Below are 13,229 nucleotides of genomic sequence, written 5' to 3' on the forward strand. Positions count from 1 at the left end.
CCTTTCTGTTGATAAACTATTGCGCCTGGTCGTTGATCAAACGCTTGAGCAACTCCAGCTCTTGCGACAATTTCTGGTCCTTGCCGACGATATCCTCGATCTTGCGGACCGCATGGAGAACGGTGGTGTGATCGCGGCCACCGAAGCGGCGGCCAATTTCCGGCAGCGAGCGGGGTGTCAGTGTCTTGGCGAGATACATAGCGATTTGACGGGGTTTGACGATCGTGCGCGTGCGCCGGTTCGATAAAAGGTCCTGCTTTGACACGTTGTAGTGCCGGGCAACGATGCGCTGGATCTCCTCTATGCGGATGCGTTTCGCCTCGCCGCCGCGCATCAGATGGCTCAGGAGTTCATCAACGCGATCAACCGAGAGGTTAGGCTCGAATGTCTGACGGAAAAGGAGCTGATTGAACGCACCTTCGAGTTCGCGGCCGCTGCCGGTGACGGACTGGGCAACATGGTCAAGAATTTCCGGCGAGATGTCGAGTGAATGGTCTTCCATTTGGGCTGCGACAAGGCGGCGCTTCAGGATTTCGAGACGCATCGCATAGTCCGGCGAGATCATTTCAAGCGCGACACCGCCCTGAAGACGCGAACGAACGCGCGGATCCAGCGATTCAAGCTCGGACGGCGGACGGTCGGCGGCGACCACGACCTGCTTGGCGCTGTCGAGCAGCGTATTGATCAGATGGCAGAACTCGTGCTGGATCGACTTGCCTTGCAGAAACTGCATGTCGTCGATGATCAGCAGATCGATATCGCGGAGCTGTTCCTTGAACGACAGTGCGTTGTTGTCGCGGATGGCGGTTGCAAAGCGCCACATGAAATATTCGGCGGTGAGATAGACGACACGGGCACGCTCCGGACGCTTCAACGCTTCAGCGGCAATTGCTTGCAAGAGATGCGTCTTGCCGAGACCGACAGAGGCGTGAATGAACAGCGGATTGAAGCGGACGGCACTGGCGCCTGCGTCAGCAATCGTGCGCGCAGCAGCAAGCGCAACGCGGTTGGGCGTGCCATCGACAAAGGTGTCGAATGTATAGCGCGGGTCGAGCGGCGAACCGAAGACGGAATTCTGGGCGCGGTCGACAAAATGCGTTGGTGCTTTCTTGTCCTGCGTGGTGTTGCCGACCGGAAAAACGGGCTTTTCGCGGGTGAGGGCACGGCTGTCAGTGCGCATCGTGGTTTCCGTATCGCAAGCCGGGCGGGTAGCGCGGCTGGCGCTGCGGAAAACGATCTCGACCTTGAGCGTCTGCTCATCCTCTTCACGCCAGAGGGCAGTGATCATGTCGCAGTAATGATTGTTGATCCAGGAACGCAGAAAGGCAGTCGGAACCGACAGGCGAACGATGCTCTTTGACGTTTCATCCAGTTTCAGGCGGCCGAACCAGCTTGAATAAACCTCGCTTCCGAGTTTCGCTTTCAGCTTGAGCTTCACGCGCTCAAAAATCAGCTCCCCCTGGCTGCCGGCCGTATCCATATTATCCCCTTCCATATGGAGCGGGACCATGGCTGCCTTTGAGCCGTTCTCCATTATTCCGCTGGTCATTGTCATCGCCTCATCCTGATATTGTCGTTCGGGTCACGCCCGTATTTTGCAAAATGAATTCCGGCCAACCGCCCCAGTGGTCAGCCCGAACAGTCTAGAAGCTAAAGGGTAGAGGTGTTGGCGATAACGCAGTGCCGGACTGAATAAATCTCGTCCAGAATATTTATAACTACCACGTTCGCATCCCTCTCAGTTTAGGCGCAGTAAGACTTACGCCCGGCTCTCGCCAGCGTCGTCGACTCGCTCATTTTTTGAAACAACTCAAATCGCAAGACTTGAGTACTGACAAAATCTACCCGTCACGCAAACGATAATATCTGCGCCCGACCCTATATTTACTAAGCCTGTTAAATGGGTTTTTGCCCACCCCTTCGATGTCTGGACCTTACAAAAACCTTTGCAGGAAGGGCAAGTGTGCCCCAAGGGTTTTTTGATGAATTAAAGGTTAACGATTTTGCATTTTTTTTAACAGTCTTTGAGACAAAGAGGAAAAATCGTTCGGATTCAAAGCCTTTTTTGGGCTCTACATTTTGTTGCAGTGCGGACTCGTGTTGGCAAAAAAAAATATTAAATTATCGCTTGACAGAGGCTGTGGCGGGAGATTCTCCCCGCCTGCTTCACGCTATAACTACTACCTTCCATAAGTCATTGAAAACAAAGGCAAATTGATGGTTGACGCTTTTTGTCCTAGCAAGTTTGTGACCAACATATGTCATGGTTTTGATAAGCCACGATCTTTTCCTCGGGAAACGAATTTATTCCCACAGAATCGCCCAAAACAAAAAACCCGGCTAACGAGCAGCCGGGTCTTCATATATAAAAATGAGGGGTATGATCAGGCCGACATGCTCTTCAGGCGAGCCGACAGACGGGATACTTTGCGTGAAGCGGTATTCTTGTGGAAGACACCCTTCGATGCAGCGCGCATCACTTCCGGTTCAACCGCCTTGAAGGCGATGGAAGCGGCTGCCTGATCACCGCTTGCCACCGCATCTTCGAACTTGCGAAGGAAGGTGCGCACGCGGGAGCGGCGGGACTTGTTGACTTCGGTGCGGGCTTCGATCTTGCGCGCCGCTTTTTTGGCCGAAGGAGTGTTGGCCATGTTGCCTCTCTTTTCTGTCAGCTAATCGGCAGCGTTAAAGCGGCCGTCACAAAATAATAGGGCGGCCAAGAGGCCACCGAACGTTGTCGGGCTTATAGATGACGTTTGCTTTTGCGTCAACGTGGAATCGACGCGATTTTGCTCTTAGCGGTTTTTGAAACCCGGCGCGCGCTTTTCCGCAAATGCATTCATTCCCTCGCGCTGATCATCGAGCGCGAACATGGAATGGAACACGCGCCGTTCGAACCTCAAGCCCTCTGCGAGCGTCGTTTCATAAGCTCGGTTAATGGTCTCCTTGGTCATCATGACGACGGGCAAGGAGAAAGATGCGATTTTCCCGGCGGCTTTCATGGCTTCGTCGATCAATTCACTGGCAGGCACAACACGCGAGACCAATCCGCTGCGTTCCGCCTCGGTGGCATCCATCATGCGCCCGGTCAGGCACATGTCCATGGATTTCGACTTGCCAACAAAACGGGTAAGCCGCTGCGACCCCCCCATGCCTGGCATGACGCCCAGGGTGATTTCCGGCTGGCCGAATTTAGCGCTATCGGCGGCAATAATGAAGTCGCACATCATGGCGAGCTCGCAGCCGCCGCCAAGCGCATAGCCGGAAACAGCGGCGATCAGTGGCTTGCGCAACCGCGTCACCCGCTCCCATTCGCTGAAATAGTCGCCGAGATAGGCATCGGCGAACTCCAGTGTTTGCATCTCCTTGATATCAGCTCCCGCTGCAAAGGCCTTTTCCGAGCCGGTGAGCACGATGGCGCCGATGCTATTGTCCTTGTCAAAAGCCTCAAGCGCTTCGGCAAGTTCGACCAATAATGCCGAATTCAATGCGTTAAGTACTTTTGGGCGATTGAGCCGGATCAAACCGACCTTTTCGTGTGTCTCAACGATGATATTTTCGTAGGCCATCCGAACTTCCTCCAAATCAATGCTGACAGACGGGACAGTAAAACGTTGAACGTCCGCTCTGAACCATGCGTGTCACCGTGCCATGGCAGCCCTTGCGCGGGCAAGGCTGACCTTCGCGGTCATAGACGGAAAAAGAGTGCTGGAAGTAGCCGAGAGCGCCGTCGGCTTGCCGATAATCCTTGAGGCTCGATCCACCCGCCTTGATCGCGTCGCCGATGACAGAGCGAATCGAAGTGGCAAGACGTCTGGACATGTCCGTGGCCGTGCCGTTGTCGCCTGATATGCTCCCGGCCATGCGCGATGGCGAAAGTTCAGCCCGCCATAGCGCTTCGCATACATATATGTTGCCGAGACCGGCGATGAGCTTCTGATCGAGGAGTGCCGCTTTCAATGGAGCGGCCTTGTTTGCAAACAACTTCGCCAGAAGGGAACCGTCCAGACTGTTACCCGTCGGATCTGTGCCGAGATCCTTGATCAGCGGATGCGCATTGAGCTTGCCAGGCTCGGAGAACAGCATGAAACCGAAGCGTCGCGGGTCGTTATAGATGATGCGGCGTTTGCCGTCTTTCGTGTCCAGATGCAGTACGACATGATCGTGTGCCACGCTTTTCGAGCGGTCACGATGAAAGTCACTGGGCATATCGCTGCCGTCGTCGTGTTCAATGCGGTAGGAGCCCGACATGCCGAGATGGCTGATCAGGCCAAGACCGTTATCGAGGTGAGCAATCAGATATTTGGCACGGCGTTCGAGCGCCTCGATATGACGACCCGTCAGCCGCTTGGCAAAGTGTTCAGGGAACGGAAAGCGCAGATCGGGCCGATTTTGATCGACGGCAAGGATTGTCGAACCCTCCATGACCGGTTGCAAGCCGCGTTTGACAGTCTCAACCTCTGGTAGCTCAGGCATTTGGAGAAAGGTCTCCGGTTCCCTTAAGGAAGCTCCTGCCATGCAAGCCCGGCGCGATACCGAGATGGGCGGCGACCGTTTCTCCAATATCAGCAAAGGTCGGGCGAATACCGAATGAGGCGTGGGGAAGGTCTGGGCCGCAACAGAGGACAGGCACACGTTCGCGCGTATGATCCGTTCCCCTGTAGGTCGGGTCGCAGCCGTGATCTGCAGTGAAAATCATAAGATCGCCCGGACGCAGTTTGGCCAATGCCTCCGGCAGCCTCCGGTCGAACGCTTCCAGCGCTGCCGCGTACCCGGGCACATCGCGTCTATGGCCATAGAGCATGTCGAAATCGACGAAATTGGTGAAGACCAGATCGCCGTCCTGTGCGTCGTCCATGGCGATGAGCGTTTCATCGAAGAGCGCCATATTGCCATTTGCCTTACGCACCTGGCCAACGCCGCGATGCGCATAAATATCGCCGATCTTGCCGATGGCGATCACCATACGGCCTGCGTCGGTCAGCCGATCCAGCAATGTCGGCTCCGGCGGCGGGACAGAATAATCGCGGCGATTGCCGGTACGCGTGAAGGTTTCCCGGGTTTCTCCGATAAAGGGCCTTGCGATCACGCGGCCAATGTTGAGCGGATCGACAAGCTCGCGAAGAACAGCGCAGAGTTCGTAGAGCCGGTCCAAACCGAAATGCACCTCGTGCGCGGCAATCTGGATGACGGAATCGGTCGACGTGTAGAATATGGGCTTCCCGGTGCGGATATGCTCCTCACCATATTCATCGATGATATCCGTGCCGGACGCATGTTTGTTGCCGAGGACGCCGGGAATGTGCGCACGGCGCATGGCATCTGCAACGAGACTGTCGGGGAATGTCGGGATTTCCTGCGGGAAATAACCCCAGTTGAACGTAACCGGCACGCCGGCGATCTCCCAATGGCCGGACGGCGTGTCCTTGCCTTTGGATACTTCTTCCGCTGCACCCCATAGTCCGGACGGAACGAGCGGCTCCGGAGGGAGCGGAAGATCTGATGCGAGATGGGCGGCGTGGAAGAGACCGAGCGCCTTCAGGTTCGGCAGTTGGAGTGGACCGGAACGCAGTCCGGCCCGATCGCCGGCCCCGGCCGCGCAGGCTTCGACAATATGACCGAATGTATTTGAGCCTTCATCCCCGAACGCCTTGGCATCCGGCGCCCCACCGATACCAAAGGAATCGAGTACAAAAAGGAAAGCGCGGGACATGCCTTACTCCGTAGGTTACTCCCCACAGATAAGTGAAACTTTGCGCAATGACAAATGTCTGCTCTAGCAGTCCGAACAGGTAACCGAAGCGCCCTGCCGAACGCGCCCGTATGAGGTCTTGGGCATGGTTATTCCGACAGCCGAAGTACCGGTTGCTGTCGTCACCACATTCTTCATGTAGAAGGCCATGAGCGGCACATAGGCTATCGACATCTCGACCCTGATCACCGACGTACTGGGGATTAGCAGATTTGCATCAAGAGCGACTGCACTTCCGGTTACGTACGGTTTTGTGTAGGTGAGATTGACCTTTCGCCTTGACCACGCAACTGTCGCGACGCTGGTGGCCGATATGTCGATGGCGGTGATGGTGATCTGCGGCGTATCGCGCACATAGGGCAGGATCGTCGCCGTTCCGATATCCATGATATCCTTGATACTCGCCTTGGTGATGGTTTGTTGCTGGGTAACCAGATCCGCGACCATGCTGGTGGCGCGGCCGAGATTTTTGTTGAGATCAAGTCCCGCAGTTGCCTCCACGCTGCCCATATAGAGAGCGATCATGACAGGCGCGATCAGGGCGAATTCCAGCGCCGCGACACCGCGCCGATCACGGAGAAAGTTCCGCATCCGTTTCAGCAACTCGGCTGCGGTCTTTTTTCTTTTGTTGTAGGCTTCCATGCGTCACACTTTCAGAATGCAAAGGGATGCTCGTTTGACGGTGCCGGTTCAGAGATAGGGCTCGTTTTTCCACGTTGCGGTCGAGAAAAGCAGTATCTTGCCTGTTCCGTCGATGTTGGCGATGCGAGGTTTCATAAGATCGGTAAAAATCGGCCAGCGGTAAAAGACCCGCAGCTGGTTGATTGTACCGGCCCCGCCCGGTGCGCTCGTGAATCCGGTTGAATCGACGTCGCCTGTTGCCTTGAGGGGGATGGTTTTTGGAACGAGGGCGAAGGTGGTGTAGGTGCGCAAATCCACAAACAGGTCGGGACAGTTCGCCGCCGGCATCAACAGGCCCGCGCAAACCTTTTGCTTCAGCTGGGCCAGATTAAGGGTCTTGATCTCACCGGTGCGCAACTGGCGTGCAATATCATCCGTTGTGTTCGCCATCACCTGCTGGGCTGTAAAACTCAGGCTTACTTCGATAATAGCGAAGACCAGCAGGAAGAAGGGCAACGCTATAAGCGCGAATTCGATTGCGACCGTGCCGCGCTTGTTGGCGAAGAACCGCGCCGCGGTAGACCCGCGCGCGCCCTTCGGCACATCAGTCGCCTCGGCGGTGTGTCGAAGGCCAAAGAGTTTATGAATTTTGCCGAACATAGTTTCCCCGCGCAATTAGCCCGAAGGAACTCTTACACGTCAGATATTAGAATCTCGTTTGGGGACAACGGCAAATTGCTTCCAATGGATTTACTATTTCTCAACCCTATTCCGTGCGGGTTCAGTTAGCGCCGCCAATTTGCGAGTCTGACGCTTTCTCAGCCTCGGTTTTCTGCGCGGTTTCGCAATAAGGCGTGCACGAAAGCGTCTGGACATAGGCCCGACGATAAACGCGCGTCGTATTGGCGACGCTGCGGCTGACCATGACCTGGTCGTCGACGATAGCGGCGCCGTCCGCATCGATGATGACAATATTGGTGATACCAAAACCCTTGCCTGTCAGAACGACCGTACGCGAATCCTTGACGACCGCATCGGCGATTTCCGGATCTCCGACGACCACCGTATCGGCTGGACGGGCAAGCTTGAGGATTCTTGCCTGGTTCATCACGATGTGAATGCCGGTGTCGGCCTGCGTTGCCGGGGCGACCGACAAAACGGCAGCCAGGGTCAACACGGTTGTGAGGGCATAAGAACGGATGCTTCGGTTTCTGACGTGAACCATAGGATAGCCCTTCGAAAATTGTCAGGTTAACCATGGCGGGTATTGGTGAAGGAAAGCTTAAATCCCTAAAGTATATGCGAGATAGCCCACTCCACCACCTCTTTGCCGACAAACTCAGCAAAGAAGTTAAAGTATATTTAGAATTTATAACAAATCAGATCGGTAATATTCACATTCTGAAGACGTGGTTTAAGGTTTTATGCTAGTTTACATTTTCGTAACGGTATTTCTTAAGCCGAATGCAATGAGCGGCACCTAGTTTCCAGGAGTATTCAGTGACGCCAGAAGCATGAGCGTGAGCGAGATGAGACGACCCGTAAAGATTATCTTCGACGTCTGCGCCGGGTTCCTGCGCGATAGATCTGCCGCGACATCTATCGAATACACATTGATCGCCTCGATCATCAGCATAGGCATTCTCGTCGGCGCGGGTACGCTCGGCACATCGTTGAAGGACTTATATACGAGTCTCGCTGAAGATGTGACGGAAGCGGCCGACAGATGACCCGCCAGCAATCGCAAACTTTTTCGACGGAACTTAAGCATGGTTGAAGCAGCTATACTCGTCATATTTCCGTTTGCCATGGTGTTTGCAGCCACATCGGATCTGTTGTCCATGACGATACAGAACAGAGTTCCACTCATTCTGATCGTGTCCTTCATGGTCATTGCGCCTTTAACCGGCATGACCTGGGACGCCTATGGAATGCACTTTCTTGCCGCAGTGACGGTGCTTGCAGCCACTTTTGTCTTGTTTGCCACCGGAACGATGGGCGGCGGGGACGCCAAGCTCATGGCCGCCACGGCGCTCTGGTTGGGCTGGAATCTGGAATTGGTGCAGTACCTGATAACGCTATCGCTGTTCGGCGGACTGTTGACGATGTTAATCCTGCACTACCGCGGCTCGTTTGTTGCACGGGTTTATACGGAGCGATTTGAGTTCATGCGGCGTCTCGCACAAAAAGGCGAAGGCGTGCCCTATGGAATAACGCTCGGATTGGCCGGACTTCTGACCTTTCCGTCGTCACCACTTGGCGTGTGGGTTATCGATCGCCTTGCTCATAGTTGAACAAGGTTTGAAAATTTGATCCCGAAGTGCAACTTCCGGGCAAGCAGCAGCATAAATAGTAAACGTTAAGCGCCGTTAATCATACTTTTAAGCAAAACGTTAACCTTAATTACACGATTAACACGTCAATGTGCGACCAAAGTATCTAAGACGAAAGTCTAGTGGGGCACATCAATGCAAAAAGCGCGTCTTGTCATATTGGTCGTAGCGGTGGCTGCTGCGGGTGCGGCTGGCTACATCGCCATGCATATGAAGCCCAATGTGACTGTTGTCGCCGAAGCCGGCCCTCAGATCAAGTTGCAGGACATTCTGGTCGCCACCGAAAATCTCGGCGTCGGAGTCGAAGTGCAGGGTCAGATGCGTTGGCAGCAATGGCCGGAGGAGGCCGTCGCCGATGGATACATCAAGCGTTCAGAACGGCCCAATGCAGAAGAAGAACTGAAAGGTTCAACAGTCCGCCTGCAAATTTTCCCCGGAGAGCCGATCCGAGAAGCCAAATTGATCGGCAAGGGCCAGAGCTTCATGTCCGCACAGCTCCCGGCAGGCATGCGCGCCGTTGCGACGCAGATTGCAGCCGAGACCAGCGCTGGCGGGTTTATCCTGCCGGATGACTACGTCGATGTGATAATGATCCGGCAGATGGAGGGAGAGCAGAAGCAGTACGCGACTGAAACCATTCTGAGCAACATTCGCGTGTTGGCGATCGACCAGACAATTCAGGAGGACGAAAAGGGTGAGAAGACCAAGGTCGGTTCCACCGCTACGCTCGAACTCACGCCGGAACAAGCCGAAATTCTGACCGTCGCCCAGCAGATGGCTGCTCGCCTGTCGCTGGTACTGCGCTCCGTACAGGACGCGCAGGAACAGACGGGACCCGGTGCCGAATATCTCGTCAACTCACCCGGCAGGGCAGGCAACGTCAAGTTGATCAAGTCCGGGACCGTGACCGAAATCCTGGGGCGGAAATAATAAAATGGGAAGCGAGACAAAGATGATCAAATACGGTTTCCGGCATCCATGGATGGCGATAGCTATCGCTGTTGGCTGCGCTCTCGCGGTTCCTGCATTACAAAGTACAGCGAGTGCCGAAAGCAACGTTGTAAGGCTCAATCAGGGCCAGGGCATGAACAAGCGGATCAATCTCGGCCTGAATAAGTCACTGGTCGTCGACCTCCCGGTGGATGCCTACGATATTCTCGTGGCCAATCCCACCGTGGCCGACGCGGTAACCCGCACGGCACGCCGTATCTATCTCTTCGGCAAACAGGTCGGGCAAACCAATATTTTCGTTTTTGGACCCAATGGCGAGCAGTTGGCAAGCTTCGATCTTGTAATCGAACGTGACGTCGCCGGTCTTGAAGACGCTTTGAAAAAATACATTCCAGATTCGAACATCAAAGTCGAACTGATGAACGATAACGTCATTCTCACGGGTTCGGTACAGACGCCGCTAGATGCGAAGCGCGCAACCGATCTTGCCACATTGCTCGTTTCAGGCGGCGAGGCGACGACAGGACAATACGCGTTAACCGCGTCAGGCCAAGGCGGCAGCAATGGCGGTGGCGGTTCGGATGTAGCGATCAACAACCCGGACGAGACGCGACAGACAAGCAAGATTGTTAACCTCATTCAAATCGCCGGCGAGGATCAGGTCACGCTCAAGGTGACTGTCGCCGAAGTCAGCCGGACAGTGATGAAGCAGCTCGGCGTCAATCTGGTTGTAAACGGTATAGGTAACGGGATCAGTTTTTCTGGCTTGTCTCAAAACATCGCTGCCTTGGGCCAACCCTTGAGCCAGTCAGGCGGAAGTATTAGCGGCACGATCGGCAATACATCGGTCGCCGCCTATCTTAACGCGATGGAAATAGCTGGAGTGATGAAAACGCTCGCGGAGCCGTCCTTGACGGCTATCTCCGGCGAGAAAGCTACGTTCAGAGTTGGTGGCGAGTATAATATTTTCTCCGGCCAGGAGGTGACCGACACTGGCAGAGTCGAACGCACCCACAGGACGATCGAATATGGCATCGGGCTGGAATTTACTCCGGTTGTCCTTTCGCCAGGACGCATCAGCTTGAAGGTGAGGACGTCTGTTTCGGAACCGACCATCGAGGGGTCTATTACCGTTCCAGACGGAGCAAACCAGGGATCCAACATTCTTTCCATTCGCAAGCGCCTTGCAGACACGACGGTTGAATTGCCGTCGGGCGGATCAATGATGATTGCAGGGTTGTTGCGCGACGACGTGCGCCAGACAATTTCGGGTTTTCCCGGCCTCGCGAAAATTCCGGTTCTCGGCACATTATTCCGCAGCCGAGATTTCATCAGGAACGAGAGCGAACTTGTGGTCATCATCACACCTTACCTCGTCCGTCCGGTCGCTCGCACGGCACTCGCTCGGCCTGACGACAATCTTAATCCTGCCAGTGATGCTGCGGGTATCTTCCTCGGCAAGGTCAACCGTATTTACGGCACCAAGGAAGCCAGCCTGCCTGCAGGCCAGTACGAAGGCACTGTCGGGTACATCTACAAATGAACGAGGAACGGATCATGTCGAACGCGAACGAGAAACTCCGCATGAAGCCGGTCCTGGCCTTCTTGGTCGTAACCCTGCTTGCAGGCTGCGCCCAGCAACGCGATGTGACAGGAGGCATTCCCGACGACTACCGCACCAATCATCCGATCGTTATTTCGGAGAAAGAGCAGGTCGCCGATATACCGGTCGGCCACGCCGATACCAAGCTGTCCATCACCCAGCGCAGCATCATCGAGCATGCCGCAGCCAATTACCGGTCAAACGGGTCGGGCGTCATTCACATTCTCATTCCCGATGGTTCGCCCAATGAACGTGCCGCGGCGAAGCTACGGGGCGATGTTGCCGCAACCCTGCGAAAAAATGGTGTGAAGCCGTTTAACATCTCCAGTGAACGCTACCAGACTGGCCCGGAAGAATCCGCTCCTATTCGCCTTTCCTATTCGGCGATGACCGCATCGACCAACACGTGCGGCCAATGGCCCAAGGATATCCTCGATACGGCTCAAAATCGGCACTACTCCAATTTTGGTTGTGCCAATCAGAGCAATTTCGCGGCACAACTCGCCAACCCGGCCGATTTGCTCGGACCGCGCGCAACGTCTCCGATCGATGCTGAACGGCGAATTGTCGTGATCGATGACTACAGAAATGCGCCTACACCCGAGCCAATCACGGCACAGGAAGTTGAGTACTAAGCTGGTCTTGAGCAACCAATTCTCTTTGAAAAGCGGAACGCTAAAATGAGTCAAGTGGCCCTCGAAACAGAAAACCAACCTGGAGAAGGTGGCGAGCGATCACCGGGGGTAAGCTTGCATGCGCACCGGCCGATCCCCCGCATATCCATTCAGGCATTTTGCGAGAGCGATGGCGTCGCGAAGCAGATAACTCGTGCCAGCGAAGACCGTCGCATGGCCAAAACGCACGTTCAGGTTCATATGGGCGGGGTAGATACGGCCGTTGAATTGTTTCAGACTGTGCCGACGCCCAATCTCATTCTGCTTGAGACGTCGGCTGCGCCACGCGACATGCTGCAAAATCTCGCGGCTCTATCGGAGGTGTGCGATCCGTCGACAAAGGTTGTTATCATCGGACATTTCAATGACGTCTGGCTCTACCGCGAACTGATCCGGAATGGCATATCGGAATATATGGTTGCTCCGGTCGATTTGTCGGAAATCGTCGGCGCCATCGGCGGTCTGTTCGTCGACCCGGAAGCAAAGCCGCTTGGTCACTCGATTGCCTTTATCGGTGCGAAGGGTGGTGTCGGCGCCTCCACAATGGCGCACAACATCGCCTGGGCCATCTCGTCACTCTTCAAGAACGAGGTGGTTATTGCCGATATGGATCTGCCTTATGGCACGGCGAACATCAACTTCGATCAGGATCCCGCACAGGGAATTGCCGAGGCAGTCTTTTCTCCAGAACGCATCGATGATGTCTATCTCGATCGTCTGTTGGCACAATGCGCAGAACATCTCTCGCTGCTTGCCGCACCATCGACGCTTGATCGCGTTTTTGATTTCCGCGACGATTCCTTTGCGCATTTGATCGACGTTGCGCAAAGATCCGTTCCTCACGTCGTTCTCGATGTTCCGCACACGTGGAACGGCTGGACACGCACAACGCTGGCCCGGGCCGATGAAGTCGTTATCGTTGCATCACCAGAATTGGCGAATCTGCGCAATACAAAAAACCTGCTTGATACCCTGAAGCAACTTCGCCCCAATGATGCCCCGCCAAGACTGATCCTCAATCAGGTCGGCGTGCCCAAACGCCCTGAAATTGCGCCGCTCGATTTCTGCAGTCCGCTTGGAATTCTGCCGCTCGCCACTATCCCTTTCGAGCCCGCGCTGTTTGGCAGTGCAGCGAATAATGGCCGGATGTTGGCGGAAACGGATGGTGCCAATCCCATCGTTCAAAGCATTAACGAGATCGCGCATATCCTGACTGGCCGTATGACACTGAAGCCCAAGAAGAAACCAGGATTGTCCGCGGTCTTTTCCCGGTTGAAGCGCAAGAAACAGTAAAG

At 55.0% G+C, this 13,229-nt stretch carries 14 protein-coding genes; 6 read left to right on the forward strand and 8 right to left on the reverse strand.

Annotated elements, in window-relative coordinates; all coding sequences use genetic code 11:
- Window positions 1–16: 16 nt before the first annotated feature.
- From dnaA to C7476_RS01060, 8 genes are all read right to left on the reverse strand, one after another.
- A complete protein-coding gene (gene dnaA / locus C7476_RS01025) occupies window positions 17–1,555 on the reverse strand; it encodes a chromosomal replication initiator protein DnaA (RefSeq protein ID WP_425373927.1) in 1,539 nt (512 codons plus the stop codon).
- A gap of 829 nt (window positions 1,556–2,384) precedes the next feature.
- Window positions 2,385–2,651 carry a 30S ribosomal protein S20 gene (rpsT, locus tag C7476_RS01030; protein WP_112526460.1) on the reverse strand — a complete coding sequence of 89 codons (267 nt, stop codon included), beginning with the start codon at window positions 2,649–2,651 and terminating at the stop codon, window positions 2,385–2,387.
- A 144-nt stretch (window positions 2,652–2,795) separates the two neighbouring features.
- The gene (locus tag C7476_RS01035) at window positions 2,796–3,569 is read right to left on the reverse strand and encodes an enoyl-CoA hydratase (RefSeq protein ID WP_114428059.1); all 774 of its coding nucleotides are present in this window, start codon (window positions 3,567–3,569) and stop codon (window positions 2,796–2,798) included.
- A gap of 16 nt (window positions 3,570–3,585) precedes the next feature.
- Window positions 3,586–4,476: a bifunctional DNA-formamidopyrimidine glycosylase/DNA-(apurinic or apyrimidinic site) lyase gene (mutM, locus tag C7476_RS01040; protein ID WP_114428060.1), complete on the reverse strand. Its 891-nt coding sequence runs from the start codon at window positions 4,474–4,476 to the stop codon at window positions 3,586–3,588.
- The gene (locus C7476_RS01045) at window positions 4,469–5,713 is read right to left on the reverse strand and encodes a phosphopentomutase (protein ID WP_114428061.1); all 1,245 of its coding nucleotides are present in this window, start codon (window positions 5,711–5,713) and stop codon (window positions 4,469–4,471) included. The genes mutM and C7476_RS01045 overlap by 8 nt, the downstream gene beginning before the upstream one ends.
- 63 nt (window positions 5,714–5,776) lie before the next feature.
- Window positions 5,777–6,343, reverse strand: a complete 567-nt coding sequence (locus C7476_RS01050; RefSeq protein WP_210207776.1) for a TadE/TadG family type IV pilus assembly protein — start codon at window positions 6,341–6,343, stop codon at window positions 5,777–5,779.
- Window positions 6,344–6,442: 99 nt separating this feature from the next.
- Window positions 6,443–7,033: a TadE/TadG family type IV pilus assembly protein gene (locus tag C7476_RS01055; RefSeq protein WP_114428063.1), complete on the reverse strand. Its 591-nt coding sequence runs from the start codon at window positions 7,031–7,033 to the stop codon at window positions 6,443–6,445.
- A gap of 121 nt (window positions 7,034–7,154) precedes the next feature.
- Complete coding sequence (locus tag C7476_RS01060; RefSeq protein ID WP_114428064.1) at window positions 7,155–7,598, reverse strand: pilus assembly protein N-terminal domain-containing protein; 444 nt, start codon at window positions 7,596–7,598, stop codon at window positions 7,155–7,157.
- A gap of 304 nt (window positions 7,599–7,902) precedes the next feature.
- On the opposite strand from C7476_RS01060, the gene C7476_RS01065 reads away from it, so the two are divergent.
- From C7476_RS01065 to C7476_RS01090, 6 genes are all read left to right on the forward strand, one after another.
- The gene (locus tag C7476_RS01065; protein ID WP_114428521.1) at window positions 7,903–8,103 is read left to right on the forward strand and encodes a Flp family type IVb pilin; all 201 of its coding nucleotides are present in this window, start codon (window positions 7,903–7,905) and stop codon (window positions 8,101–8,103) included.
- Between the two features lie 39 nt (window positions 8,104–8,142).
- The gene (locus C7476_RS01070; RefSeq protein ID WP_114428065.1) at window positions 8,143–8,667 is read left to right on the forward strand and encodes an A24 family peptidase; all 525 of its coding nucleotides are present in this window, start codon (window positions 8,143–8,145) and stop codon (window positions 8,665–8,667) included.
- Between the two features lie 174 nt (window positions 8,668–8,841).
- Complete coding sequence (cpaB, locus tag C7476_RS01075) at window positions 8,842–9,636, forward strand: Flp pilus assembly protein CpaB (protein WP_114428066.1); 795 nt, start codon at window positions 8,842–8,844, stop codon at window positions 9,634–9,636.
- 4 nt (window positions 9,637–9,640) lie between these two features.
- On the forward strand, window positions 9,641–11,200 hold the full coding sequence (locus tag C7476_RS01080; RefSeq protein ID WP_181872309.1) for a type II and III secretion system protein family protein: 1,560 nt from the start codon (window positions 9,641–9,643) through the stop codon (window positions 11,198–11,200).
- Window positions 11,201–11,214: 14 nt separating this feature from the next.
- Complete coding sequence (locus tag C7476_RS01085; RefSeq protein ID WP_114428523.1) at window positions 11,215–11,895, forward strand: CpaD family pilus assembly protein; 681 nt, start codon at window positions 11,215–11,217, stop codon at window positions 11,893–11,895.
- A 45-nt stretch (window positions 11,896–11,940) separates the two neighbouring features.
- Window positions 11,941–13,227 (forward strand): CpaE/TadZ family protein, encoded by a 1,287-nt coding sequence (locus C7476_RS01090; RefSeq protein WP_114428067.1) that lies wholly within the window; start codon window positions 11,941–11,943, stop codon window positions 13,225–13,227.
- Window positions 13,228–13,229: the final 2 nt, after the last annotated feature.

The sequence above is a fragment of the Phyllobacterium bourgognense genome (assembly GCF_003337575.1).
Taxonomy (GTDB): Bacteria; Pseudomonadota; Alphaproteobacteria; order Rhizobiales; family Rhizobiaceae; genus Phyllobacterium; species Phyllobacterium bourgognense.

Excerpts from the sequence above, each read along its gene's own strand:
- C7476_RS01070 (WP_114428065.1), top strand. The coding sequence starts at position 8,143 with ATGGTTGAAGCAGCTATACTCGTCATATTTCCGTTTGCCATGGTGTTT.
- C7476_RS01065 (WP_114428521.1), top strand. The coding sequence starts at position 7,903 with ATGAGACGACCCGTAAAGATTATCTTCGACGTCTGCGCCGGGTTCCTG.
- C7476_RS01045 (WP_114428061.1), bottom strand. The coding sequence starts at position 5,713 with ATGTCCCGCGCTTTCCTTTTTGTACTCGATTCCTTTGGTATCGGTGGG.
- C7476_RS01055 (WP_114428063.1), bottom strand. The coding sequence starts at position 7,033 with ATGTTCGGCAAAATTCATAAACTCTTTGGCCTTCGACACACCGCCGAG.
- cpaB (WP_114428066.1), top strand. The coding sequence starts at position 8,842 with ATGCAAAAAGCGCGTCTTGTCATATTGGTCGTAGCGGTGGCTGCTGCG.
- C7476_RS01050 (WP_210207776.1), bottom strand. The coding sequence starts at position 6,343 with ATGCGGAACTTTCTCCGTGATCGGCGCGGTGTCGCGGCGCTGGAATTC.
- C7476_RS01060 (WP_114428064.1), bottom strand. The coding sequence starts at position 7,598 with ATGGTTCACGTCAGAAACCGAAGCATCCGTTCTTATGCCCTCACAACC.
- mutM (WP_114428060.1), bottom strand. The coding sequence starts at position 4,476 with ATGCCTGAGCTACCAGAGGTTGAGACTGTCAAACGCGGCTTGCAACCG.
- C7476_RS01085 (WP_114428523.1), top strand. The coding sequence starts at position 11,215 with ATGTCGAACGCGAACGAGAAACTCCGCATGAAGCCGGTCCTGGCCTTC.
- dnaA (WP_425373927.1), bottom strand. The coding sequence starts at position 1,555 with ATGACAATGACCAGCGGAATAATGGAGAACGGCTCAAAGGCAGCCATG.
- rpsT (WP_112526460.1), bottom strand. The coding sequence starts at position 2,651 with ATGGCCAACACTCCTTCGGCCAAAAAAGCGGCGCGCAAGATCGAAGCC.
- C7476_RS01090 (WP_114428067.1), top strand. The coding sequence starts at position 11,941 with ATGAGTCAAGTGGCCCTCGAAACAGAAAACCAACCTGGAGAAGGTGGC.
- C7476_RS01035 (WP_114428059.1), bottom strand. The coding sequence starts at position 3,569 with ATGGCCTACGAAAATATCATCGTTGAGACACACGAAAAGGTCGGTTTG.
- C7476_RS01080 (WP_181872309.1), top strand. The coding sequence starts at position 9,641 with ATGGGAAGCGAGACAAAGATGATCAAATACGGTTTCCGGCATCCATGG.